Annotated in this window: 21 protein-coding genes; 16 read left to right on the top strand and 5 right to left on the bottom strand. The window is 60.6% G+C overall.

Translation table 11 applies throughout. The features are described from left to right. Positions 1-32: 32 nt before the first annotated feature. Positions 33-866 carry a hypothetical protein gene (locus ACXAIC_RS09120; protein WP_475176274.1) on the bottom strand — a complete coding sequence of 278 codons (834 nt, stop codon included), beginning with the start codon at positions 864-866 and terminating at the stop codon, positions 33-35. Here ACXAIC_RS09120 and ACXAIC_RS09115 point away from each other — a divergent pair. From ACXAIC_RS09115 to queF, 8 genes are all read left to right on the top strand, one after another. After that, positions 859-1128, top strand: coding sequence for a hypothetical protein (locus tag ACXAIC_RS09115; protein WP_475176269.1), 270 nt, complete (start codon positions 859-861; stop codon positions 1126-1128). The genes ACXAIC_RS09120 and ACXAIC_RS09115 overlap by 8 nt on opposite strands. Continuing rightward, a complete protein-coding gene (gene ispG, locus ACXAIC_RS09110; RefSeq protein WP_475176263.1) occupies positions 1128-2387 on the top strand; it encodes a flavodoxin-dependent (E)-4-hydroxy-3-methylbut-2-enyl-diphosphate synthase in 1260 nt (419 codons plus the stop codon). The genes ACXAIC_RS09115 and ispG overlap by 1 nt, the downstream gene beginning before the upstream one ends. A 23-nt stretch (positions 2388-2410) precedes the next feature. Then, positions 2411-3310 (top strand): pyridoxal kinase, encoded by a 900-nt coding sequence (gene pdxY / locus ACXAIC_RS09105; protein WP_475176420.1) that lies wholly within the window; start codon positions 2411-2413, stop codon positions 3308-3310. Further along, positions 3303-4040, top strand: a complete 738-nt coding sequence (locus ACXAIC_RS09100; protein WP_475176259.1) for a DUF429 domain-containing protein — start codon at positions 3303-3305, stop codon at positions 4038-4040. The genes pdxY and ACXAIC_RS09100 overlap by 8 nt, the downstream gene beginning before the upstream one ends. Positions 4041-4257: 217 nt before the next feature. Continuing rightward, the gene (gene queC, locus ACXAIC_RS09095; RefSeq protein ID WP_475176252.1) at positions 4258-4947 is read left to right on the top strand and encodes a 7-cyano-7-deazaguanine synthase QueC; all 690 of its coding nucleotides are present in this window, start codon (positions 4258-4260) and stop codon (positions 4945-4947) included. Continuing rightward, a complete protein-coding gene (locus tag ACXAIC_RS09090; RefSeq protein WP_475176244.1) occupies positions 4940-5326 on the top strand; it encodes a 6-pyruvoyl trahydropterin synthase family protein in 387 nt (128 codons plus the stop codon). The genes queC and ACXAIC_RS09090 overlap by 8 nt, the downstream gene beginning before the upstream one ends. After that, positions 5323-6051: a 7-carboxy-7-deazaguanine synthase QueE gene (gene queE, locus ACXAIC_RS09085; RefSeq protein WP_475176236.1), complete on the top strand. Its 729-nt coding sequence runs from the start codon at positions 5323-5325 to the stop codon at positions 6049-6051. The genes ACXAIC_RS09090 and queE overlap by 4 nt, the downstream gene beginning before the upstream one ends. A gap of 329 nt (positions 6052-6380) precedes the next feature. Beyond that, a complete protein-coding gene (queF, locus tag ACXAIC_RS09080; RefSeq protein WP_475176229.1) occupies positions 6381-6848 on the top strand; it encodes a preQ(1) synthase in 468 nt (155 codons plus the stop codon). Positions 6849-6917: 69 nt separating this feature from the next. Here the strand turns inward: queF and ACXAIC_RS09075 are convergent, their stop codons facing one another. The 4 genes from ACXAIC_RS09075 to acnA all read right to left on the bottom strand — a co-directional run bounded on the left by ACXAIC_RS09075 (position 6918) and on the right by acnA (position 14090). Next, the gene (locus ACXAIC_RS09075; RefSeq protein WP_475176224.1) at positions 6918-7901 is read right to left on the bottom strand and encodes a hypothetical protein; all 984 of its coding nucleotides are present in this window, start codon (positions 7899-7901) and stop codon (positions 6918-6920) included. Positions 7902-7997: 96 nt separating this feature from the next. Continuing rightward, entirely contained in the window at positions 7998-9125 is a 1128-nt protein-coding gene (locus tag ACXAIC_RS09070; RefSeq protein ID WP_475176218.1) for an endonuclease/exonuclease/phosphatase family protein, read from the bottom strand. Positions 9126-9386: 261 nt separating this feature from the next. Beyond that, entirely contained in the window at positions 9387-11081 is a 1695-nt protein-coding gene (locus ACXAIC_RS09065; RefSeq protein ID WP_475176212.1) for a DUF1963 domain-containing protein, read from the bottom strand. Positions 11082-11414: 333 nt separating this feature from the next. Further along, a complete protein-coding gene (gene acnA, locus ACXAIC_RS09060; protein WP_475176207.1) occupies positions 11415-14090 on the bottom strand; it encodes an aconitate hydratase AcnA in 2676 nt (891 codons plus the stop codon). 544 nt (positions 14091-14634) lie between these two features. Between acnA and ACXAIC_RS09055 the strand changes: the two genes are divergently transcribed. From ACXAIC_RS09055 to ACXAIC_RS09020, 8 genes are all read left to right on the top strand, one after another. After that, positions 14635-15348 carry a DUF4129 domain-containing protein gene (locus ACXAIC_RS09055; RefSeq protein WP_475176204.1) on the top strand — a complete coding sequence of 238 codons (714 nt, stop codon included), beginning with the start codon at positions 14635-14637 and terminating at the stop codon, positions 15346-15348. Further along, the gene (locus ACXAIC_RS09050) at positions 15345-16664 is read left to right on the top strand and encodes a hypothetical protein (protein WP_475176202.1); all 1320 of its coding nucleotides are present in this window, start codon (positions 15345-15347) and stop codon (positions 16662-16664) included. The genes ACXAIC_RS09055 and ACXAIC_RS09050 overlap by 4 nt, the downstream gene beginning before the upstream one ends. Then, complete coding sequence (locus ACXAIC_RS09045) at positions 16654-17610, top strand: AAA family ATPase (protein ID WP_475176198.1); 957 nt, start codon at positions 16654-16656, stop codon at positions 17608-17610. The genes ACXAIC_RS09050 and ACXAIC_RS09045 overlap by 11 nt, the downstream gene beginning before the upstream one ends. 44 nt (positions 17611-17654) lie before the next feature. Beyond that, complete coding sequence (locus ACXAIC_RS09040) at positions 17655-18905, top strand: DUF58 domain-containing protein (protein WP_475176195.1); 1251 nt, start codon at positions 17655-17657, stop codon at positions 18903-18905. Continuing rightward, on the top strand, positions 18905-19903 hold the full coding sequence (locus ACXAIC_RS09035) for a stage II sporulation protein M (protein WP_475176190.1): 999 nt from the start codon (positions 18905-18907) through the stop codon (positions 19901-19903). The genes ACXAIC_RS09040 and ACXAIC_RS09035 overlap by 1 nt, the downstream gene beginning before the upstream one ends. Further along, positions 19900-20826, top strand: coding sequence for an RDD family protein (locus ACXAIC_RS09030; RefSeq protein WP_475176184.1), 927 nt, complete (start codon positions 19900-19902; stop codon positions 20824-20826). The genes ACXAIC_RS09035 and ACXAIC_RS09030 overlap by 4 nt, the downstream gene beginning before the upstream one ends. A 109-nt stretch (positions 20827-20935) precedes the next feature. Continuing rightward, positions 20936-21721 (top strand): hypothetical protein, encoded by a 786-nt coding sequence (locus tag ACXAIC_RS09025; RefSeq protein WP_475176179.1) that lies wholly within the window; start codon positions 20936-20938, stop codon positions 21719-21721. Between the two features lie 136 nt (positions 21722-21857). After that, positions 21858-22640: a hypothetical protein gene (locus tag ACXAIC_RS09020; RefSeq protein WP_475176175.1), complete on the top strand. Its 783-nt coding sequence runs from the start codon at positions 21858-21860 to the stop codon at positions 22638-22640. Positions 22641-22813 lie beyond the last annotated feature (173 nt).

Genomic DNA, 22813 nt, shown 5'->3' with positions numbered 1-22813 from the left:
TGGTATCAAGTCAGAATTTAGGGGAGATCACCTCAGACTTGAAGGGGCAGCGCGGCCGTGGGCTCGGCCCCCGGGTTCCGGGCCACAGATCGATTGAACGCCGCGGCGATCACCGCAAGCAAAAAGACAAACCCAAGCGACAGCAACAGGGATTTGAGGGCAAACCAGACCAGAGCAACCCGGGCAACAGCCTCTTCCTCCAGCAGCCCGTTGACCATCAGCGGCAGCTGATATGAGTTGAAATATAAAACGGCCCACCAGACAGGCAGGAGAAGGCCGCCTGCCGTAAGCGCCATCGGCCATCCAAATCCTCTAGCCTGCCGGAAAGCTGACAAGCTCCCCCAGGGCTGACCGGAGACCGCGGCTGGCAACACGAAGGCGACCCGCATCAAAGCAGGCAGCAGAAGGAGAAGCAGCACCCCGGCCAGCACAGACGGAACGAGAGTGATCATAAAAACGTAGTCGCCCAGGCCGTAATAAACCTCCAGAAAAGCGGGCACCCAAGTGTTTTCCGACAAATATCCGCGCAACGAAAGCCACTGATAGACGAGGACCACGTTGCCTGCCGTGACGTTCTGGACCAGCCAGAGCACCGCTCCTGCACAGCAAGCACCACACAGACAGGTCAGTGCACCGGAAAGCGATACCGGAGCCCTCCGTTCCGCAACGGACGAAAACCAGAGAGCGGCTGCCACGCCCCAACACAAGAACCCTGCGGCGGTGTAGACGATCGGGACCACCCCTTGAAAGCCGGGATCCAGAAAAAACACGATGTAAAACCCCAGGAAGACGAAAACCGTCTCATGAAAATTGAAAAAGAACAGTAAGATCAGCAAGCTGGACGCAAGACCTGCATTCGTGACCATCAAAGAAAAGCTGTCTTTGATCAGACGTCCCATCACCTTGAACAAAATTCACTCCATCTGTCGGCAGCCCCACGCCGACGCACTTGAGCACGGATTTAGGCAAAGATTGTCAAAATTTGCAATTGAAAAGACCCCTTCCGCCAGCTTTCAACCGCATGCCCTTGCGGCCCTTTTCGCAGCAAAAGCAAATCCGATACTGGAAACTTTGTCCGATTTCCCTCATATGGTGGGCAAAAGCGACAAAACCGGTTGGCTGCCTTGATGATTGATGATTTTGCAAAACCACTGCCCCGCCGCAGTTCCGTGGGTGTCATGGTCGGCAATGTGAAGGTCGGCGGCGATGCCCCCATCGTGGTCCAGTCCATGACCAACACGGACACTGCCGACGCGGATTCAACAGTGGCCCAGGTTTCGGCGCTGGCCCGGGCGGGTTCTGAAATTGTCCGCATCACCGTTGACCGGCCCGAAGCTGCGGCACAGGTTCCGCATATCAAGGAACGGCTGCAGCGGATCGGCATTGATGTGCCCCTTGTGGGCGACTTCCACTATATCGGCCACAAGCTGCTGACGGACTATCCGGACTGCGCCGCCGCGCTCGACAAATACCGGATCAATCCGGGCAATGTCGGTTTCAAGGCCAAGCGGGATACCCAGTTTTCCCAGATCATCGACATTGCCCTCAAACACGGCAAACCCGTCCGCATTGGCGTCAACTGGGGTTCACTTGATCAGGAACTCCTGACCCATCTGATGGACGAGAACAACAAGAAGGACGCACCGGTTTCCGCTGCCGCTGTTCTGCGGGAAGCCATCATCCAGTCTGGCCTGATGTCGGCAGAACGCGCCGAAGCGCTCGGCATGGGCAGGGACAAGATCATCCTGTCTGCCAAGGTCAGCCAGGTTCAGGATCTGATTGCCGTTTATGCGGATCTGGCACGGCGCTGCGACTATGCGCTGCATCTCGGCCTCACCGAGGCCGGCATGGGCACCAAGGGCATTGTATCGTCCGCCGCCTCCATGGGCATCCTGCTGCAGCAGGGGATCGGCGACACGATCCGCGTGTCCCTGACCCCTGAACCGGGCGGCGACCGCACCCGGGAAGTGCAGGTGGCCCAGGAGCTGCTTCAGGTCATGGGGTTCCGTGCCTTCGTGCCTGTTGTGGCCGCTTGCCCCGGCTGCGGCCGGACGACCTCAACCGTCTTCCAGGAACTGGCAAGCGAGATCCAGGACCATATCCGCGACTCCATGCCCATCTGGCGCGAGCAATATCCGGGCGTTGAAAGCCTGAATGTCGCGGTGATGGGCTGCATCGTGAACGGGCCGGGCGAATCCAAACACGCCGATATCGGGATTTCCCTTCCCGGCACCGGCGAAACTCCGTCTGCGCCGGTCTTTGTCGACGGCGAAAAGGTCACCACCTTGCGCGGGGCCGGCATTGCCGACGAATTCAAGCAAATGGTTCTGGACTATATCGAAAAGCGGTATGGCACCAGTCCCACGTCCTCCTCCGACGCGGCCTGACCGGGCCAAGGGACCCAAACATGATGCAGCAGCCGGGCGTGCCCGAGCCACAGAAAAAGCCGCTCCTCGTCATCACCTCCCAGGTGGTGCGCGGCGGCATCAGCGGCCGCGGCCTGACTTTCGCGCTGGAGCGGACCGGCCACGATGTCTGGTTCCTGCCCACCGTGCTGCTGCCCTGGCATCCGGGCCATGGCAAGGGCACACGGATCGTCCCACCGGCGGACAGTTTCGCGGATCTTGTGGAGGATCTGGCCGGCTCTGCAAAATTGTCCGAGCTCGGCGGCGTCATGACCGGCTATCTGGGATCTGCCGATCAGGCAGAGCCCATTGCCCGCCTCGTGAAGGCGGTCAAAAAAGCCAATCCGGATGCGCCATACCTGTGTGATCCGGTAATCGGCGACCATGGCAGCGCCTCCGGCGGCGGCCTTTACGTGCCCAAAGCCACAGCCGAGGCCATCCGCGACACGCTGCTGCCGCTTGCCGGTATCGCCACCCCGAACGCCTTTGAGCTGGGCTGGCTCACAGGCCGGGATGTGACCAGCGAGCTCCAGGCGCTTTCCGCCGCGCGCTCCCTCGGCCTTGACCGGGTTCTGATCACCTCGTCACCGGCCCTGCGCCGCAACGCAATCGCCAATCTTCTGGCCGGTCCGCGCGGCGCGGTTGCGGCGGAACACGCGGCAATTGACGCCCCGCCCAACGGCACCGGCGACCTGATGGCCGGACTGTTCCTGGCCAATCATCTGGCCGGATGCGACGATGAAGAAGCCCTGAAACGGGCCTCCGCCTCCGTTTTTGAGCTGGTTGCGCGCAGCGTGAAGAAAGGCGCCGACGAATTGCTGTTTGCCGAAGAACAGCAATCCGTGGTCCGGGCCATGGCCCTGGTCACCTCCCGGCGTGTGCTTGAAACGAAAGCCCGTGCCTGAACACCAAGACATCCGGGTGGCCGGGGTCGATGGCTGCAAGGCCGGCTGGGTGGCCATCTCGAAAAGCCTCTCCGGCCCGGCGGATCCGAGCCTTGAGATTTATCCTTCGTTCGACACCCTTTTGCTGGCTGAGCCGTTCCTGACGGTCATAGCAACAGACATGCCGATTGGCCTGCCGGACAGGATCGGTCCCGGCGGGCGGGGGCCTGAAAAAGCCGCCCGCGCCCATCTGGGCCTGCGCCAGTCCTCCGTCTTCACCGTGCCTTCCCGGTCCGCCGTTTATGAAGAAGACTACCGGGAAGCCTGCAATACGGCCCTGAAAACCTCAGACCCGCCCAAAAAGGTCTCCAAACAGTGCTTCTATCTCTTTCCCAAGATCCGGGAAATTGACGCCGTGATGACGCCTGCACTGGAGGCCCGTGTCTTTGAGGTTCACCCCGAGCTTGCCTTCTGGCGGCTGAATGGCGGACAAGAAATGAGCCTGCCCAAAAAGATCAAAAGCCGCGCCAATCCGGCCGGGCTTGACCAGCGCAAGGATCTTCTGGCCACCCACGGCCTGCCGCAAACCTTCCTTGACCAGCCTCCGCCCAAAGGCTGCGGCCGGGACGATCTGCTGGACGCAGCCGCCAATTGCCTGATTGCGGAACGGATCTTTCACGGCACGGCCGAACCGTTTCCAAGAGACTTCCAGCGCGATGGCAAGGGCCTCAGAATGGCGATCTGGGCGTGAGCTTCGAAGACAATGGACACCGGGTGTCAACAGGACAGGAGTGCCCGGACTTTCAACCCCTTGAGGCCAAGGACCGGCGCGGTCCGGCCGCTCGAAGCAGAAAACCGCAGCTTTTTCCTTTCCTTTTCGCTCAAACCTGCTAAAAGGCGCGCCGCCCATGGATATGGGCCACCGGTCGCAGCCTACCCGGTGCCAGCGAAAACAAGGGACCACATCGTTGAAAGCACTTGTCATCTGTTCCGGCGGAATGGATTCCGTCACCCTTGCGCATAAAATGGCGCAAGACCATCAGCTTGTCGGCCTTGTCTCTTTTGACTATGGCCAGCGCCACAAGAAAGAACTGGCCTTTGCGAAGGCCTGCGCCGAGAGGCTGAACACCGAACATATCCTGATGGATATCACCACGATCGGCCGCCAGCTGACCGGCTCGGCGCTGACAGACAGCGTGGATGTGCCCGATGGGCACTATGCCGAAGACACCATGAAGATCACCGTGGTGCCCAACCGCAATGCGATCATGCTGACCATTGCCTATGGCATTGCCGCCGCACGGGGCGCCGATGCCGTGGCGACGGCCGTTCATGGCGGCGACCACTTCATCTATCCCGATTGCCGGCCCGCCTTTACCGAAAGCTTTGAGACCATGCAGCGCCATGCGCTGGACGGCTATGCGCAGATCCGCCTGTTCACACCCTATGTCAATCGCAGCAAGGCGGATATTGCCGCCGAAGGGCTCGCGCTTGGCGTCGACTACCGGACCACCTGGTCCTGCTACAAAGGCGGGGACAAACATTGCGGGCGCTGCGGCACATGCGTGGAACGGCGCGAGGCCTTTCACCTGGCAGGCGGCATCGACCCGACCGACTATGCCGACCCTGAGTTCTGGAAAGCGGCCTGCCATGTATAGGATCACCAAGGAGTTTCACTTTTCCGCCTCCCACCAATTGAAGGGGCTTGGAGACGAACATCCATGCGCGCGCTTCCATGGCCACAATTATGTGGTCGAGGTGGAGCTTGCCGCCAATGAACTCAACGCCGTTGGCTTTGTGCGCGACTACAACGAACTAAGGGCCTTGAAAGACTATATCGACAGCACCCTGGACCACCGCCATCTGAACGACGTGCTGGGGGATGACTGGGTAACCGCCGAGCGGCTTGCCCGCCACCTGCACGACTGGTGCAAGGCCCTGTGGCCGGAAACCATGGCCGTGCGGGTGAAAGAGACCCCAAAGACCTGCGCCGAATACCGGCCGCTGGTCTATGTTCCCGTGGAGGCCCGACCATGATCGGCAGCACTATTCGCGTCAACGAGATTTTTGGCCCGACCATCCAGGGCGAAGGCGCCCTGATCGGCCAGCCGACCGTCTTCGTGCGCACCGGCGGCTGCGATTACCGCTGCGCCTGGTGCGACACCCTGCATGCGGTGGACGGCCGGTTCAGGGAAGAGTGGGTCCCCATGACCCCCGCCGCCATTTTGATGCAGGTGGAGATCCTTTCCGGCGGCACCCCGCTGATGGTGTCCCTGTCCGGCGGCAATCCGGCGATCCAGCCCTTGGGCGGCCTGATCGCCCTTGGCCGCGCACAAGGCTACCGCTTTGCCCTGGAAACCCAGGGCAGCATCGCAAAGGACTGGTTCAACACGCTGGATGTTCTGACCCTCAGCCCCAAGCCACCTTCAAGCGGAATGGAGACCGACTGGCAGAAGCTGGCGGAATGTGTGGACGCGGCCGGGTCCGCCCCCCGGATTGCGCTCAAGATCGTGGTCTTTGATGAGGCCGACTATGCCTATGCCAGAGACACGGCTGCGCGCTACCCGGATCTGCCTCTTTATCTGCAGCCCGGCAATCACACGCCGCCTTGCCCGAACGGGGAGACGGGCGCCATCGACATGGGCGGCATATTGGAGCGCATGCGCTGGCTGGTCGACAAGGTCACGTCCGACCGGCTCTATTCGGCCACCGTCCTGCCCCAGTTGCACACGCTGTTATGGGGCAATCTGCGCGGAGTGTAAGAGAGTGAGGGAGCTGCCGCTCATACTCCCTCCTCTTGAGGAGGATGCGGCAGCAGCAATGGCAGCTGAGACATGCAGACAGCCAACTCTCTTCAGGCTGTTCCGGCCTTTGAGCCGGGACCTGCCGCAGGTTGGGGGTGGGGCTTTGGAGAGCAGAGGCCCTGCACCAGGTGCGGGACCGCGCCGGGCCAGGAAGGCTGACGCAGCAAAGACGTTCCGGGGGCTGCGAAGCAGGGGCAACAGTGCCCGTTTCCCCGGCAGGCAGATACACGACGCCAGAAATATCATCATGTTCCAACCTCACCATAAGGCCCGTCCGGGAGACACCCATGTCCGACAAGAGCATTTATGAAAACCTGACCCAGCTCGGGTCCTCCACAGACCTGCCGGATGATCCGGACAAGGCGGTTCTGGAAAAGGTGCCGAACCCGCAAGCCGGCACGCTCTACATGGTCCGGTTCGTTGCCCCGGAATTCACCTCGCTGTGCCCGATCACAAGCGCGCCCGATTTTGCCCATCTGGTGATCGACTATGTGCCAAGGGCGTTTCTGGTGGAGAGCAAGTCGCTGAAGCTCTTTCTCGGCGCCTTCCGCAATCACGGCGCCTTTCATGAAGACTGCACAGTCTCCATCGGCAAGCGCCTCGTGGATCTTTTGGACCCGGAATGGCTCAGGATTGGCGGCTACTGGTATCCGCGCGGCGGCATTCCCATCGATGTCTTCTATCAGACCGGCCCGGCCCCGGAGGACGTCTGGATCCCGGACCAGGGCGTAGCCCCCTATCGCGGGCGCGGCTGAAAGACACCCGCTTTCAAGACTCGCTGCCGTCCCGGACCAAAGGCCCGGGCGGCGAAGTCCTGCGTCAGCTCAGGCGGCCGGGGCGGGCGCCGGGCCGGGACCGCTTGTCCGGTCTCCGGCAAGCGCCTTGTCTTTGATTTCCTGAAACTTTCCGGACAGGCCCGACAAGTGCTGATCCCAGTCGGGGCTCGGCCTCTGACCGGCAGTGACCTTGAAGAACACCTGCATCATCAGCGTGACCGCCAGCGGCTCAAGCACTGCCGCCTTGACCGCCCAGGCAAAGATGACGGCAAAGACGAGACCGCCCGCCCCCCAGGAGCCGGGCATGACATAGGCAAGACCGGCGGCCGGGACCAGCATCACGAAAAACACCACAAAGGCCAGGAAATAGGTCAGGAGCGCGATAAAGGCCGCGTTTTTCAGCATGACCTTGTAGTTCTGGCCATAAAGCACAAGGGCCTCGCGGGCCGACGCCCAGGCATTGTCTGAACGGGTCCGGATCGCGTGCGCCAGAATAACCTCATCCACGAAGCCAACGGCCACCTTCAAGAAGGCCCGCAGCAGCGACGCCAGGCCATTCAGCCCGGGAATGGGCAGGAGGGAGGCAATGCCCTCGATCAATCCGCTGATAGCCCGCACCACGCCCTTGATCAACTGGTCCAGCGCAAACAGAGCGCTGGACTGGACAAACCGCTCCTTCACCACCGAGGCGCCATAGACAATCTGTCCTTGGCCACCAGGCAAATCCTTGCCCTTCAGCAGCTCAACGAGCACGGCAATATGCCCGGCCTTAACCGTGTAAAGCAGGTATTCGCGCAGGAAATAAATCACGGTGGAGGTGAGACCAAGCCCGGCAACCCCACCCCAGACTGCAAAACTGGCCTGGCTATCTGGACCGCCCAGCCAGCCGATCCCGTAGCCAATCCCGGCTCCCAGGCCGGTGACAACCACATAGGCCACGGCGAAACCGCCATAAATCAACGCTCTGAAAATCAAATAAGGATGGGTCCGCACCATCAGCCCAATGGCGCGGCTCAACTCAAATTCCCACATAAACCCGTCCTGTTTGCCTCTTGCTCCCGCAACAATCGGCGGACTGTAGAGACGGACGCTGGCCGCATTAAGGCAAAGACACTGCTGAAATAGCGCTCACCCGCCAATGATGTCTTTCAGGTAATGCTCGGAAAAATCCGTCTCGATCTCGATCCACAGCGGCGGATGATCCGACATTTGCCAGGTGCGCCATTTCCGGTAGCGGGCTTGCGACGTGGTAGCGGCGAATTTCGGATTTTTCTCCTTGTCCTTTTTGGGCACATATTTGCTGTAGAGCTTCCGGTCTTCCGCCGTATCGGTGAACACATCCTCGAACATGTCGATCATGCCACCGGCCGTCACCTTGAACCGGTCATCCTTCACCCGAGTGGCGATCTGATCGTAATAGTGATCATCCTCGGTGCGGACCTTGTCGCCGTCGATCTGTTCGGGAACCACAAAGTCATTGCTTTTCAACGCTTCCATGGTCTTGTGTTCCGGACTGACCACGTTGAAGTCGCCCAGCAGAATGTAATTTTCCACATTGCCGAGCGTGTCCCGGGTCTGCCTGTTGTCCTTGTCCTGCCGGTCGGCAAAGAACTTCACCAGCCGCTTGATTTCCTCAATGCGCCGCTTCAGTTTGGCGCCGGATTCGCTGCCGAAATAGATATGCACGGTGCACAGGCTGAACTTGAACCAGCCGGACTGGAACGCCACCAGAAACGGCGTTCGGGCCAGCTGATTTTTCACGCTCACCGTCTCGACACTGCCATCTTCGTTCTTCTTGGTCTTCTCGCTCACCACCAGCTGGCCACCCGGCAGAACGACTTCACCGGCGATCTTCCGGAACCAGACTTTTTCCGTGTTGTAGAGATAGGCCATGCGCTCATTGTTGCCGCCCGGTCCCTCGGTGGCATCGGTGACGATATAGTCCCATTCCCGGCCCAGAATATCCATCAGCGTGCGCAGCGGTTCCAGATCCCGGTTGACCTCCTGCAGCGCCACCAGATCGAAATGGGAAATCATCTCGGCAAGATAGTAGAACGTTTCCGGGAGCCGGGGCCCCCATTTGAATTTGTTGGAATCGAAATCGCGAATGTTCCAGGTTGCCAGAAGCAGCGTCTCATCCCGCTTGCGATCGCGCAGCGGTTTCAATCTCTTGCGGATCGCCAGCAGCCGCTCGGCACAGCGCTTGGCCTCGGCCTTGTTTTTAATACGGCGAAGACCTGTATAGTTCAAAGACATATTGAGAACTCCCACTGTAAAAACAAACAATAAAAAGATGCATCTTGCCCAAAGCAAGAAAAGCACCTGAAATCAATGCCAAAAGTCTCTCAAATTTAAACCGGGAGAGGAAGGAAAAAAGTCCACACGTCAGATTGCATTTTCTGGTTGTATTTTTATTCGGCTAAGAAAATGAGCCCCGCGGAAACCGCCAAGTCCATGCTCTGACGCAGCAAATCTCAGCGCCGAGTCCAGCCGCAAGCCTCAAAATGGGCGGCTGGATCAGTAGCATTCCATGACCGCTGCTGCATGTTCAAAAGCCCCATCCGCCAGATCCTGGGCGGAAATCGTGACATAGAGGATGCCCGCATCGCCCCAAAGCCAGTTCATGGCCGTGTCGCTGGCAACATGCAACAGTGTCACATGGGAGGTTGGGCCGGTCTGAGGGGCGGACTGCAAGGCATCAAAGGCCCCGCCGGACCGGTGCGCCCGGTTGTCGTAAAGATGCCGCCAGCAAGGCAGGAACTGCGCCAGAACGTCTTCCGGCACGAGGTGCCGCCGCTCCGGATCGGTGTAGTAGTCGGCAACATACTCCCAAAGCCGCAGATGATTGACATCATAAAGGCTCCAAAGGGAGATCTGATCCTCATCGGCTGCAAAGCGCTGCCGGATGCTGCTGAATTCCCCAAAATCCAGAAAGTTGAACTGGCTGGTCCGCGTGTATTTCAGATAGTCCTGAATGCCCCGCCACTCTGCCGGGGTCAACGGAGTGTCCAGCGCGTCCTTGTTGAACTGAGCTCGCATGTCTCGCAGATCGCGCAAGGCGTTCTGGCGCCAGATGTCATTGGCCCTGGCCGCGTCCTCGCAATAGGTGCGCAGGGCCTCGGCAGACGGATAGCGCTCCAGAAGCGCAGCCAGCCGCTTCTGACTGTCGAGCCGCCCCTCCATATGCCGCAGGCGCTCCTGATCGTCTGCCCGCTCCGCCCTGTCCGCTTGCTCCAGAGACAGGCGCAGATCCGCAATGGCCTGCTCCTGCGCGGGAAGGTCCGGCACAAGCCTTGCAAAAGCCTCTGAATCGCGCAGGCCCTCCACAACCGTTTCTGGGAGATCAGGCTTCAGCGGATGTTTGGCCAGCCGCGCAGAGATGAACGACAGCACGGCCAGCGCCATGCGCTCGGTGAAAGGGCCAGGTGCGGGCGGGTGTTGGTCGTCCGACACGTCCAGCCGGGCATAAAGCGTGCTGGCAAACCCCTCAGGCGTCACTTTCAGTCCCTTCGGATCCGGAATGGCATTGGGCACCATCACCAGATCCAGCGGCCAGCGGCGCCATAGGGCCGGCACGTCGCCGGTTCCCTGCAGATAGCCATAGTCAGACCCCGCGCAGACCCCGTCATGCACCGGCCCGAGATCTTCCGGCGGCTGGCGTTCCACGCCAAGGGTCCTTGTGTGAATGACCCGGCAGCCATTGCCGTTGCCATCGAGTGCGCAGGTTCTGGGATTGACGAAAAACAGCAGCCAGCCATCGCGCGGCCCAAGCCCGCCCCACAAGTCCTCGGGAAGATCGGAGCAGCAGAGCTGCGCCAGAAAATGCAAGGGCACATCTCCCTTGTGCAGCTGGTCCGGCATGGTGGCCCGGGGCCAGGGCACGGTTTCCGGCATCATCGGCAGGCCGCCGAACCAGGAACGCGGCGATTCATCGGACCGGATCGGCACCTGCCGCCGAAGCACCGCCGAGACGGTTTCCACCACCTGGATCGGTTCGGCCAGCGCAGCCGCGCCTCCCGAAATCCGCACCCCGGTACCACAATCGAAGTGCGGCTCGGGCAGAGAAGGGACGTCCGGCACAGGCTGGGCGTAAGCCTGTCGGGCCCGTCCAGCCTGACCGGCGACAGCGCCTCCGGCCCGCCGGAGCCGTTTCAAGGCCCGGAATTCACTTTGGGCGAGCACCGCCTGCACCCGGTCGGTCCCGACAAACAACTCCGCTGCCTGCCGCCTGCGGCGGCGGCCCATCAAGAATTCGCGCAGACCAGACAAAAGCAACCAGAATATGAAAGTAAATATGATTAAAATTAAAAGCAAAACAGAAACAAACAAAATTCCTGATTCATCGGTAAAACTAACAGTCATTACATCTTCCAGGCATCGTTTCTTTCCGTAAATCACTTATGTATTAAAATATTAAGGCGTCGTAAATTCTGATTTACGGATTTTATAGTTCGTCAAATCTAGAAAAAACTTTGAAAAATCAACAAACCACAACGGGCCCCGAAGGGCCCGCACAACTCAAACTCCAACAAAGATCAAGCCGGATCAGCCCGCCACAAGATTGCGGAGCACGTAGTGCAGGATGCCGCCTGCCTTGATGTATTCCAGTTCGTCCTCCGTATCGACACGGCACAGGCATTCGATGGTTTTCGTGGTGCCGTCCTCATAGGTGACCTCCACATCCATCATCTGGCGCGGCTTGATATCGGCGACGCCGGTGATGGTGACCCGCTCCGTGCCTCGAATGCCATGGGACTGCCAGCTCTCCCCTTCCTTGAAGGTGAGCGGCAAGACGCCCATGCCCACCAGGTTGGAGCGGTGAATGCGCTCAAACGACTGTGCGATGACGGCACGCACACCGAGCAGCTTGGTGCCCTTGGCGGCCCAGTCCCGTGACGAGCCGGTGCCGTATTCCTTGCCTGCAAAGACAACCAGCGGCGTGCCGGCGGCCTTGTATTCCATACAGGCGTCGTAGATCCACTCCTTCTTGCCATTCTTCATGGTTACCCCGCCTTCAACGCCGGGCACCATCTGGTTCTTGATGCGGATATTGGCGAAGGTACCGCGCATCATGACCTCATGATTGCCCCGGCGCGAGCCGAAGGAGTTGAAGTCCTTGCGGGCCACCTGATGCTCGCTCAGATACTGGCCTGCCGGGCTTTCCGCTTTTATGGCACCCGCCGGGGAAATGTGGTCGGTGGTAATGCTGTCCAGAAAGAGCCCCATGACCGCTGCGCCGTTGATATCTTCCAGCGGTTTGGGCTCCATGGTCATGCCCTCGAAATAGGGAGGGTTCTGCACATAGGTCGAGGAGACCGGCCAGCCATAAGTCAGGCCGCCTTCCACCTTGATCGCCTGCCATTGCGCATCTCCTTTAAAGACGTCGCCATAGCGTTCGCGGAACATCTCCTCGGTAATGGACGCCCGGATCAGACTGGTGATTTCCTCCGCCGTTGGCCAGATATCCTTCAGATAGACCGGATTGCCGTCCTGATCTTCGCCCAGCGGGTCTTTGGTGATGTTGATGTTCATGCTGCCCGCAATGGCATAGGCCACCACCAGGGGCGGTGATGCCAGATAATTGGCACGCACATCCGGATTGACCCGGCCTTCGAAATTGCGGTTGCCCGACAGGACCGAACAGGCGATCAGGTCATGGTCGGTGATCACCTGCGAGTAGGCCGGATCGAGCGGACCGGAATTGCCGATACAGGTGGTGCAGCCATAGCCGGCCAGGGTGAAGCCGAGTGCGTCCAGATCCACCTGCACGCCGGCCTTGGCCAGATAGTCGGTCACCACCTGGGAGCCCGGCGCCAGCGATGTCTTGACCCAGGGTTTGACCTTGAGACCTTTTTTCAATGCATTGCGAGCCACCAGCCCGGCCCCGATCAGAACCGAGGGGTTGGAGGTGTTGGTGCAGGAGGTGATGGCCGCAATCACCACATCGCCATTGCCCAGCTCATGATCCTTGCCCGGCACCGGAACGCGCGTTGTCAGCGCATCGGCCTTCTTGAACTCCTCGGCCATGGTTGTGGCAAAGCCTTCGGCCGCATCGGCCAGATTGATCCGGTCCTGCGGGCGTTTCGGGCCGGAGATGGAGGGAACAACCGTGGAAATATCCAGTTCCAGCGTATCGGTGAAGTCCGGCTCCTCGCCGCCGGAGCGGAACATGCCCTGGGCCCGGGCATAGCTTTCCACCAGAGCCACCCGTTCCTTGTCGCGGCCGGTCGCTTCCAAATATTTGAGCGTATCGCTGTCCACCGGGAAGAAGCCGCAGGTTGCTCCGTATTCCGGAGCCATATTGGCAATAGTGGCTGCATCTTCGAGCGACAGATTATCGAGGCCCGGGCCATAGAATTCGACAAATTTGCCGACAACGCCCTTCTGGCGCAGCATTTCGACCACCCGCAGCACCAGGTCGGTGGCGGTGATGCCGTCATTCAGCTTGCCGGTCAGCCTGAAGCCGATCACTTCCGGGATCAGCATGGAAATCGGCTGGCCAAGCATGGCCGCCTCCGCTTCGATGCCGCCGACACCCCAGCCCAGAACCGCCAGACCGTTGACCATCGTGGTATGGGAATCCGTGCCAACCAGCGTATCCGGATAGGCAATGGTCTCGCCGCCCTCCTCCCGGGTCCAGACCGTCTGGGCCAGATATTCCAGATTGACCTGATGGCAGATGCCGGTGCCGGGCGGGACCGCGCGGAAATTGTCAAAGGCGGACTGACCCCAGCGCAGGAACTCGTACCGTTCCCGGTTGCGCTCATATTCCAGATCCACATTCTTCTTGAAGGCATCCTGCGTGCCGAAATAGTCGATCATCACCGAATGGTCGATCACCAGATCAACCGGCACCTGCGGATTGACCTTTTCCGGATCCCCGCCCAGCTTGACGGCGGCATCGCGCATTGCCGCCAGATCCACCACCGCCGGAACACCGGTAAAATCCTGCATCAGGACCCGGGCAGGGCGGTAGGATATTTCGTGGGAGGACGTGCGGGTTGTCAGCCATTGGGCACAGGCAAGAATGTCTTCCCTGGTCACCGTGCGCCCGTCTTCAAAGCGCAGCAGGTTTTCAAGCACCACTTTCAGCGAGAATGGCAGTCTGGAAACCCCGTCGAGGCCGTTCTTTTCGGCCTCGGGAATGGAAAAGTAAGTGTAGGTTTTTCCCCCGACCTGCAGGGTCTTTTTGGATTTGAAGCTATCAAGGGACTGGGTCACGGCGTGCGATCTCCTTAAGGGTCCGTGGCCTCCGCGCCGTCTCCGGCCGGCGGCCTGTCACAATCTCTGGTCGCTCCGCCTTGGGAGCTCTGGCCCGTTTCAGGGCTTTTTTGGATCGGCCCGTTTCGGGCCTTTGTTTTGTGCCGGCGCGCCAGACAGTCACAGCTCATCCTTGAGGTCACGCCGCTTTGCCGCCCCATCAGAATACTCAGGCCCGGTCTTTAGAACACCTGCACCAGCCCCCAGAAAATGGGGCTGACAGCCTCCTGCTGCAAGGAGTTGACCGGTGATTGTTGAAGCGCCTCTTTATTTTGCATACAAAAGTATACAAAATCCAGATCCTTCTGGATTCATACCAAGCGCAGCTGATCCTGACCCATCTGCCCGCGCTTGGTATAAGGTATGTCCCAATATTTCCAGAACCGCGTGTGCGGCAAAAAACTCACAGTCCTCGCCCGCCGTAAAAAGATCGGCAAAGCTACCTACCCTTCTGGTAACCGGCAGGTTATGGTGCCTTTAATCCGCACTCGGTATCAAATGCATCATGCGTCTTTTTTTGATTATTGCGTTTGTCTTCGGCCTTGCCGCCTCAGCATTTCAAGCCAGCGCCCAAACCCCGGCACAAGACCCTGTCGAGATCGGCGACGCCGGGAAGGCTTATCTGAACGCAGTCCGCCTGCGCGGGATCTCCACAGACGTGAGCTATTACGACCCTGACGGACCCGCGCCCGCGCTGGACACACAGCAACAACCCGAAACAGAAAAGCAGGACGAGACAAGCCCGGAGAGGGTCACCATGTCCCGCTGGACCGTGGGTCTCATCGCTGGTCTTTTCCTGGCCGGGATTGTCTATGTGATCCTGCGCTTTGGCGGCGACATTGCCATTTCCCTGGACCGGGACGCGGCCAACCCGGACCGGCAGCGGCGGCACATGAAGGGGGCTCCCCCGGCCTGGGCGGAAAAGCTGGGCTCCTTTCAGGACATCATGAAGATTGAGGACCGGCGCCGCGCCCTGGTGCTCCTGACCCAGAAACTGCTGGCAACGCTTGCCACCGGCCACGGCGTTTTGATGCAGCGCAGCTGGACCGCGCGCGACACGATTGGCCACATTCCGCTTCAGCCCGCACAGCAGTCCCTGTTGCGCAGCCTCGTCCTGACCAGCGAGCGGGTGCAGTTCGGCGACCGGGACGTGTCCGAGGACGAGTTCAGCGCCCATGTCTCCTCCTGTCAGCAACTGCTTTCGGCCGGCACCGCATGAGCCAGACCGACACCAGCCCACGCGCCGGCGGCCCGCGTCTTGAGGTGGTGGCCATTGCCGCGATCTGTGTGATCGCGCTTCTGGGGCTTTGGTATGTGCTGTCCCAGCGCCAGCAGAGCCTGCGCAGTTCGGCAGCCGGTCTGGATGGATTGCAGGTTTGGCTCACCGCCAATGGGGTCAACAGTTACAATTTTGCCGGCGGCTGGCCGATTGACGAAACATCGGTCGATCTTCTGATCCTGCCAATTTATGATACGGCGCTTGGCATCGCACGCGAGCGCCCCACCACAAAGGAAGCCTTGCTGGAGCAGCAGGACGAATATGACCTTGATCCGGTCCAGATCCGGCTCAAGGCACATAAAGTCCCGACCCTGCTCGTGCTGCCCAAATGGCGAAGCGGCATGCGCCTCACCGGCCGGGCGCATCCGGTTTTGTTACTTGAGGCCAAACGGGTCGAACAAACCCTTGCCGCCCTGACCAGAGGCACACCGGAGCTGACCCAGTCCGCAAGCCCGTTCACCCCCTTCCGTTTTAAAGACCCGCAGGGCCGCAACCTGACGGCTGAGATCTACAGTCCGCAGACCTTCAAGAACGCGGACTGTACCCCCTTGATCGGAAGCCCCTCCGCCATGATCCTGGCGGACTGCCCGCTCAAGATCGGGAAAGATGAACAGGAAGACGGCGGCCGCAACCGTGTGCTGATCCTGTCAGACCCGGATCTGATAAACAATCACGGCTTGCGCCTTGGCGACAATGCCCGGATCGCCCTTGGCTTTCTCTCTGAACGGAAGGACGAGGGCAACATCGTGATCGATTACAGCCGCAGTTCCTGGCTGCGCGATCCGCGCTCCGAACCGGAACGTGAGCGCACCTGGTCAGACCTTGCTCGCTTTTTCGCCCCCCCCTTCCTGATCCTGTGGCTCGGCGCCGGCCTGCTTCTGATCCTGTTTATGTGGCGGGCCGCGCTGCGCTACGGCCCCGTTCTCCGTGAGCGCACCGGCCAGGGGGCCAGCAAGGCGCTTGCGGTGGCCGCCCGGGCGCGGCTGATGCGCCTGACAGGTCAGGACGGCGCGCTGGTGCGCGACTATGTGGCAGCGCGGATTGCCGCGGCCGCCGCCGCTCATTTCGGCCCGGCCCATGCCCGGCAGGACACGTTCCTGGGCTATGCGGAACGGCAATATCCGGCTGAAGCCCCGAGGCTTCGTGCTGTACTGGACCAGGTGCGTGACCTGCCCGCCCGTATTTCACCTGCGGATGCCATTCACCTTATTGACGAATTCGAACAGGTTTTGGAGCAAATCACCCATGACGCTTGAAGTCCTCCGCCAACGGACGGATGCCCTGAGAGCCGAGATCGGACGCACGGTTCTCGGTCAGGAGAACATCATCGACCTCCTGCTGATCGCCCTGTTCGCCCGTGGCCATATCCTGCTGGAAGGCCCTCCGGGCACCGCAAAGACCTTGCTGGCGCGCAGCTTCTCCGCCGCGCTCGACCTTGAGTTCGGCCGTATCCAGTTCACCCCGGACCTGATGCCCGGCGATGTTCTGGGAACCTCCATTTTCGATTTCAGAACCAACGCCTTCGTGCTGACCAAGGGCCCGGTCTTTTCCCAGGTGCTCCTGGCCGACGAGATCAACCGGGCCCCACCCAAGACCCAGGCCGCCCTGCTGCAAGCCATGAACGAGCGTATGGTCAGCATTGACGGCACGGACCACTCGCTGGGCTCCGATTTCATCGTGGTGGCCACACAGAACCCGATTGAGCAGCAGGGCACCTATCCCCTGCCCGAAGCCCAGCTCGACCGGTTCCTGTTCAAGCTCATGATCGACTTCCCCCCAGAGGCGACCGAGATGGCCATCCTGCGCCAGCACGCCGCCCAGCCGCTGGAAGCGGGCAGCGAAACCTCTGGCCTGTCCAAGGTGCTGGACGCGGCAGCCCTTTCGGAAACCAGAGCGCTGATCGACGGCATCATCCTGAAGGACGACATTCTCGCCTATATCCTGCGTTTGGTACGCGCGACCCGGGAGAACCCGGAAATCGCCTTTGGTGCGTCCACCCGGGCGGCCGACGCGCTGGTCAGCGCCACACGGGCCGCCGCAGCCCTCAACGGGCGCGACTTCGCGATTCCCGACGATGTCAAACGGCTTTTCATCCCCGCGCTGCGCCACCGGATCGTACTGGGCCCGGCGGCCGAAATTGAAGGCCGCAGCTCCGATCAGGTCCTGGACAACATTCTCAACCAGATTGAGGCCCCCCGCTGATCCGGCCCTCCAAAAGACTGCTCGCGCTGGGAACGGGCGCCCTGTTGATCTCGCTGTTTCTGATCCTGGCGAGTACGGCCCTGCGCGACCTGGCACTGCTGCCCTGGCTGCTGCTTGGGCTGGCCGTGGCCTTCGACATGGCCACGTCCTTGAAGCGTCCGCAAAACCTGTCATTCGAGGCGCCACCGGACATCTTTGTCGGCGAAACCACCCAGCTCCAGCTGCGCCTGGACCACGCACCGCAGGCGCTGCAGGCCAAGCTTGACTGGCCCGACGGCCTCAGCGGCGGCCGGATCATTCCGTTTCAGACCGGGCCGGGCGGCTCTGCCGCCGCGACTGTGCCCGTGCGCGCGGTCCGTCGCGGTCTGTGGCCGCTGGACCATCTGTGGCTGTTCTGGGGGTCCCGCTTCGGCCTGCTGGAATTTGTTCCCCGGCTGAAGCTGGGGGCCACCTTGCGGGTCATTCCCAACATCCGTCAGATCCAGTCCGGCGAGATCACCACCACGGTGCTGTCGACCCTTTACGGGGTCAAGGACAACCGGGCGCTTGGGGAGGGCTCGGAATTTCATCAGCTCCGCGACTTCATTCCGGGAATGGACATCAAGTCGATCGACTGGAAACGCTCCGCCCGGCGCCGCTCGCTGGTGGCCAAGGAGCTGCGGGCCGAGCGCAACCATCATGTGATCATCGCGCTCGACAACGGCTACCTGATGCGCGAGGAAATCGGCGGCCTGCCGAAGATCGACCATGCGGTGACCGCAGCCCTTGCCACCGCCTGGGCGGCCGCTGTCGGCGGGGATCTGGTCGGCTATTATTCCTATGATGTGCGCCCGCGCACCTTTTCAGCGCCCGCGCCCGGGCGGACCGCCTTTGCCCGCTTGCGCAACTGGACGGCGGAGCTGTCCTATGTGAGCCGCGAAACCAACCACACCCTGGCGTTGACCGAGCTGAATGCGCGCACGCCCAAGCGCAGCCTGATCATCGTCTTCACCGATTTCATCGACACCACATCGGCCGAACTCCTGATCGAGAATATCGGTATTCTGGCCAAGCGCCATTTGCTGATCTTCGTGGCGATCCGCGATCCCGATCTGGAGGCCATGGTTGAAACCGCGCCGGATGATCTGGAAGGGGCGGCAATGCTGGTGGCGGCCAACCAGTCGATCCACGAGCGCCGCCTTGTGCTCGAACGGCTGGCCCGCCTGGGGGTCACCATTGTCGATGCCAAACCCAACACGGTCACCGCCCGGCTTATTTCAGCCTATCTGGATATCAAGGCGCGGGAGATGATTTGATGAACAATCAGGATCTCATGCGCTCCGCGCGGTTCCGGAAAGAGCGGGAGGCGGACTGGCAACGGTTGGAGCGGCTGGTTCTTGCCGCTGAACGCATGGGGCTGCAGCATATGGACTATGCCCAGGCCCGGGATCTTGCCTCGCTCTACCGGCAGGCGACCACGTCCCTGGCCATCGCCCGCGAAATTTCCCTCGACAAGGCCCTGCTCGGCTATCTGGAAGCCCTGACCGCCCGCGCCTATCTGTGTGTCTACGCCCCCCAGGAGCGTCTGGGCGGCCTGTTCCAAAAATTCTTCACCCGCAGCGCGCCCCAGGCCATGCGCCGGTCCTGGCCTTTCCTTCTGGTCGGTTTTCTGACCATGGCACTCGGGGTGCTGGCCGGCTATTTGCTCTATTTCGAAAGCCAGGACTGGTACTACGTGTTCATGCCGTCGGAACTGGCTGGCGGGCGCGGCCCGGATGCAACGGCCGAAGCCCTCAGGGCCGTGATCTATGATGAAGACCCGGATTCCTCGGGCCTTGGCGCCTTTGCCTCCTACCTCTTTTCCCACAACACCCGCATTGCGATCTTTGTGTTCGGCCTTGGGGTCTTTGCCTGCTTCCCCGCCCTCCTGCTGACCTTTTACAACGGCCTGATGCTGGGGGCGTTCCTGGCCCTTCATGTGGACCGGGGCCTTGGCCCGGACATTGCCGGCTGGCTGTCCATCCACGGCGTGACGGAACTGTCGGCCATCTGCATTGCGTGTGCAGGCGGGGTGCAACTGGGAACAGCGCTGCTCTTTCCCGGAGAGTCCTCCCGGATTGCGGCCCTGCGCCATGCGGGCCGGGATGCGCTCAAACTGGCGCTTGTGGCCGCGTTGATGCTGCTGGTTGCCGCCTTTCTGGAAGGCTTCGGCCGTCAGCTGGTTCAGGACATTTCGATGCGCTTCATCATCGGCTGGGGCATTGGTCTGTTGTGGCTGACCTGGTTTGTGTTTGGCGGGCGGGAGCACAGATGATCCTGAAGCTGCGCAAAAAGACCCCCGGACAAAACAAGCCGCCCCGGGATCAGCTGATGCCCCCGGAGGGCGTGCCCCTGACCATGCAGATTGCCGGGGTCGGGGTCCGGCTTGGCGCCCAGACCCTGGATATTGTCCTGACGGTTCTCGCCTTTGGCAGCTTCATGGTCGTGCTCGCCTTTGTCGGCATCACGGGCCCCCACACGATCACCGCCATCGGTGCGCTGTTGTTTTTCGCCATCCGCGTTCCCTATTACATTCTCACCGAACTGCTGTGGAACGGCCAGACCCTCGGCAAGCGGATCATGAAGATCAAGGTTGTCTCCCATGACGGCGGACCGCTGACGACCCATGCGCTGGTTCTGCGCAATATGATGAAGGAGGCGGAAGTCTTCCTGCCTGGCACCCTTGTCCTGATGCTGGATGCCGACTCTCCGGTTGCCTCTCTTCTGGCCTTCGGCTGGATCCTGACCTGCCTCCTGATCCCCGCATTCGATCGCTACAAGCGTCGCCTTGGCGACATGATGGCGGGAACCCATGTCATCCACCTGCCTGTTCCGGTCCTGCTGAAGGATCTGGCCAGCGAGGCCAGGGTGCTGGACACGAACCGCAAGGAATTCGTGTTCCTGTCCCACCAGCTGGACCATTACGGCGCATTCGAGCTGCAGACGCTTGAAACCCTGCTACGGGCCCAAAGCAGCGCACCCGGTGGCGACAGCGCCGCCCAGCGCGCCCAGACCATCGCTGCCATTGTGGAGAAGATCCGCAAGAAAATCGGCTATGCCCAACCGGTCCCCCCCGCTGACCGGTTGAAATTCCTTCAGGCCTTCTACAAGGCCCAGCGCGAACACCTGGAACAGCGTCAGCTCTTCGGTGACCGGCGCCAGAACAAACATTATGCAACGGAAGGGAACGGCTCATGAGTTTCGTGACCAGACCTTGCCGCCCCCTCTCTGAAAACCCGTCCTCCTCAAAACCAAAGCCTTTTCCATTCTCTTAATACCAGTGACTTTTCTGCAAAGGACCCACCCCATGACCGATATGTCCGCCCGCCCGCCCAAAGCGCCGCTCGGAATTGGTTCACTCGTTGGCGAGAGCTTTTCCATCCTGTTCGGCAAATTTCCGCAGATCTTTCTGATCGCCTTCGGCCCCAGCCTGGTCGGCCTGATCCTGTCCGGGGCCTTGCTCGGCTTCAGCGTCGTTCTTGGCACCAGCGCCCCGGACCTCAGCGCTCCAGGGGCCGGTTTCGGCTTTGCGGTCTTACTGACAATCCTTATTTCCATTGTTGTCTACGGGATCACGACAGCGCTCCTGATCCAGCTGGCCTATGACGCCAAGCTGGGGCGGCCCATTCAACTGGGGCGGTATTTCGGTCCCGCCATGGCCGCGCTCGTCCCGCTTGTCGTGCTCGGGCTTGTGGTCGGCATTCTCTTCATGCTTGGCCTGATCGCCCTCGTCATCCCCGGCCTCTGGGTCTATGCGGTGTTTGCCGTTGTGGCGCCTGCAGTGATTATCGAAAATGCCGGGTTCAAGGCCATGAGCCGCAGCCGCGAACTGACCAAGGAATACCGCTGGCCCATTGTCGGCGCGATTGTGCTGCTGATGATCATTTCCATCTTGATCAATATTGTCGCCGAATTCCTGACCGGCATCATCTCCGCCATTTTCGGAAGCTTGATCCTGGACATCATCCTGTCTGCAGCCATTTCTACAATCGGCGCCGGCCTTGGCAGCATTCTGGTGGCATTGATCTATGCCCGCCTGCGCGAAATCAAGGAAGGTGTCAGTGTCGGCCAGATTGCGGCCGTTTTCGACTGATACGCACCAAACCGGACGGCAATGCTTCCGCAGCGTTTTTTTGCAGCAGACATCGCCGTCCGGCTTTTTGTTTTGAGTGAATACGGATCTCGTTTGATAGAAGTCCATTTTTGCACTTTTTAAGGAGGACTATCCCTTGGCAGATATAGCGCTAGACCAGCCCAAAGCCCCGCTTGGCGTCGGCACCCTCATCAGTGACAGCTTTTCCATCCTGTTCGGCAAGTTTATCCAGGTCATTCTGATCGGCTTTTTCCCGACCCTGATCGGATTTCTGATTTCCGGTCTCCTGATCGGCTTCAATGCGGCGCTTGGCCTGGAAACGCCTCAAAACCCAGGAGCTGCCAGCATCTTTGCGAGTCTCCTGTCCATCGTGGTCAGCATGGTTGTCTATGCCATCACGACCGCGCTGCTGGTACAACTGGCCTATGACGCCAAACTGGCCCGTCCGATTCAGATTGGCCGCTATGTCGGCCCGGCCCTCAGCGTTGTCGTCCCCCTGACGGTGATGAGTATCATCCTGACCATTCTCTCCGGCATCGGCCTCGCGTTGTTCATTGTTCCCGGCATCTGGATCTATGCCGTTTTCTCTGTCTTCGCCCCGGTTGCGGTGATTGAGCGGGCCGGGTTCGGGGCCATGATCCGCAGCCGTGAACTGACCAAAGAATACCGCTGGCCGATTGTCGGAGCGCTGATCCTGGCCGCCATTCTCTCCATGATCCTCTCGCTCGCCGCCTTCTTTGTGGTCGGGCTCATCGCGTCTATCGGCACTCTTGGGCTTGTGATCGGGGTCATTCTGTTCACCGGAATTTCCGCACTGGGCGCAGGCTATACCAGTGTGCTGCTTGCCCTGATCTATGCCCGCCTGCGCGAGATCAAGGAAGGCGTCAATGTCGACCAGATCGCAGCCGTGTTCGACTGACGCTCCCCAAACCTGCGCAGCAAAACCGGTTCTGGCTTTTGCTGAAACCGCGTAGATGTAAATACAAACAGAACGTGCATATCCCGATCTCTGCGAAAAAGGGGGTATGCGCTCCCCGGCCGCCGCGTTCCTGCGCGGCGGCTCTCCGGGCCCGGCATCGGATCCAAAACGAC

It is taken from the genome of Roseibium sp. AWQ4_254 (genome assembly GCF_056161025.1).
The sequence above is the reverse complement of the archived record's forward strand: the minus strand, read 5'-3'. Positions and strand labels throughout refer to the sequence as shown.

Bases quoted from the DNA above. Each gene is read 5' to 3' on its own strand.
- ACXAIC_RS09120 (WP_475176274.1), bottom strand. From the start codon at position 866: ATGGTCACGAATGCAGGTCTTGCGTCCAGCTTGCTGATCTTACTGTTC.
- ispG (WP_475176263.1), top strand. From the start codon at position 1,128: ATGATTGATGATTTTGCAAAACCACTGCCCCGCCGCAGTTCCGTGGGT.
- pdxY (WP_475176420.1), top strand. From the start codon at position 2,411: ATGCAGCAGCCGGGCGTGCCCGAGCCACAGAAAAAGCCGCTCCTCGTC.
- ACXAIC_RS09090 (WP_475176244.1), top strand. From the start codon at position 4,940: ATGTATAGGATCACCAAGGAGTTTCACTTTTCCGCCTCCCACCAATTG.
- queE (WP_475176236.1), top strand. From the start codon at position 5,323: ATGATCGGCAGCACTATTCGCGTCAACGAGATTTTTGGCCCGACCATC.
- queF (WP_475176229.1), top strand. From the start codon at position 6,381: ATGTCCGACAAGAGCATTTATGAAAACCTGACCCAGCTCGGGTCCTCC.
- ACXAIC_RS09075 (WP_475176224.1), bottom strand. From the start codon at position 7,901: ATGTGGGAATTTGAGTTGAGCCGCGCCATTGGGCTGATGGTGCGGACC.
- ACXAIC_RS09070 (WP_475176218.1), bottom strand. From the start codon at position 9,125: ATGTCTTTGAACTATACAGGTCTTCGCCGTATTAAAAACAAGGCCGAG.
- ACXAIC_RS09055 (WP_475176204.1), top strand. From the start codon at position 14,635: ATGCGTCTTTTTTTGATTATTGCGTTTGTCTTCGGCCTTGCCGCCTCA.
- ACXAIC_RS09050 (WP_475176202.1), top strand. From the start codon at position 15,345: ATGAGCCAGACCGACACCAGCCCACGCGCCGGCGGCCCGCGTCTTGAG.
- ACXAIC_RS09045 (WP_475176198.1), top strand. From the start codon at position 16,654: ATGACGCTTGAAGTCCTCCGCCAACGGACGGATGCCCTGAGAGCCGAG.
- ACXAIC_RS09035 (WP_475176190.1), top strand. From the start codon at position 18,905: ATGAACAATCAGGATCTCATGCGCTCCGCGCGGTTCCGGAAAGAGCGG.
- ACXAIC_RS09030 (WP_475176184.1), top strand. From the start codon at position 19,900: ATGATCCTGAAGCTGCGCAAAAAGACCCCCGGACAAAACAAGCCGCCC.
- ACXAIC_RS09025 (WP_475176179.1), top strand. From the start codon at position 20,936: ATGACCGATATGTCCGCCCGCCCGCCCAAAGCGCCGCTCGGAATTGGT.